The sequence below is a fragment of the Roseibium sp. RKSG952 genome (assembly GCF_009711355.1).
In genome coordinates, this window is record NZ_SMMF01000524.1 from 1 (window position 1) to 1,567 (window position 1,567).

A 1,567-nucleotide genomic window follows, 5' to 3' on the forward strand; every position below is an offset into this window, starting at 1 on the left:
TTGTCGTTTTCAAGGATTGTGTCATTCAACAGCAGAAGTTCGCGCTCGAGCTCGTGGCGAACGGAAGCTGTAAAGTCACGTGCGTTTTGCGTCAGTTTCAAACCCGCATAATAAGCCGAACGGCGTTTTTCATAGTCTTGCGGAAGGTCCTTGTCGGGATTCCGGTACCGGTCCGCCCCAACAACCCAGACTTCCTTGGACCTGATGCGTTCCCGAAGCTGGGTCAGCACACAGATCTCGTAGCTGATGCGGTTTACACGGCCCTTGTTGTCCCGGACTGAACCGCGCCATTTGGCCGGAATGACGCCCTCGACCGGAACCGCTTCCGGTGAAACAACCCTGGAACCTTCGTCTAATGTTGCCTTGAGCCACTCCATAGCCTGCAGGACCGGCCGCCAGGCAGAATTGTTGGACCGGAATTCCAATGTCGCGAGCAAATTCGGCAGCATTCGCCGGTAGTGGCTTGCCCAGGAGCTGCGCATCACAGAATAAATCTGGCGGTCAAACGCCCCTTTTGCCCGGTTCTCCTTGATAATGGCAGCCAGCTTGTCCTTTCCCGCGATCGGATAGATTACATCACAGATGCGCCCGGACGGGTCATCAATGGAGGCCGTTGCGATATCGGCCAATAGCCGCTCCTTGCCGGAAACGCGGTGAAGATCCTTTGCGATCTCGTTCACGACCTTCCGCTTCGATTTTGTCTTGATCTTGTGTACCGTCTCTATGAGGAGATCGATCATGGCATCTGTGATCACCGCCTCCCGGACCATCAGATAAGCGGCATGCGGCATAAAGACCTTGTCGGCGGGCGGGCTTGTGACGGCGCATTTCCGAGGCTTTTTCACCTGCAACGCGCCGCGTGATCTGATCGATCCAGCTTTTACCTACACCGTCAAGAAGATGGCGCGGCAGTTCGAGCCTCTTGATGAAACCCAACCGCTCGGTCACCTCTAGGATATTGTCCAGACTGGCCCGTCCGGCATCAGCTTTCATGGTATTGAAGCCAGTCGGAAGGTCCGGCTCATCCAACGAGGCTTCCAGCATGGCGGTGGTTGCAGGATCAAGGGCTTTTGCTATTCGGGCAAACAAACCTTCCAGATATTGCTGGCGTTGAGATCGTACAAGGCGGTCCAATTCGGCCATCGCAGGTCCGAAAATGCCTCTGTCACGGCACCACAAGCAGACGGCCTCGACATGGCGGGGACAGGTTGTCCAGCTGGACACAGATCCTGCATGATCCATGTTCCCAGCTCCTGCCTGTCAGCCCGTGTCATCCGGCGGAAGCCGAGATATTTCAGGATCTCTGCACAGTGTCGGCGCGCCGAGCGCCCCGAAAAATCATAGTCTGACAGGGCGTCGGGGTGTGACCCAAGCTGCTCTGCCAAATACCCGGCCGCTCCCTTTGGGATTTGTGCGCTGTCGGTAGCAAAATAGCCATGCACGGCAAAAAACTTCAGCTGCGCCGCCAACCCAATACAGGAAGAAGCCAGTTTGGAAGTGGCAAATTCAATATCGGAAAAGCTCAAACTCCAAGCTGCAGTGAAGTCCTCGTTCGTAATACCCAAAC

General features: G+C 55.6%; 1 protein-coding gene and 1 pseudogene. Both read right to left on the bottom strand.

Features of this window, described 5'->3' with window-relative positions:
• Positions 1–845 (bottom strand): annotated as a pseudogene (locus E1297_RS01975) (Tn3 family transposase); the annotation flags it as partial.
• 228 nt (positions 846–1,073) lie between these two features.
• The coding region (locus E1297_RS01980; protein WP_196223130.1) for a DUF4158 domain-containing protein at positions 1,074–1,567 on the bottom strand (494 nt) is incomplete at its 5' end.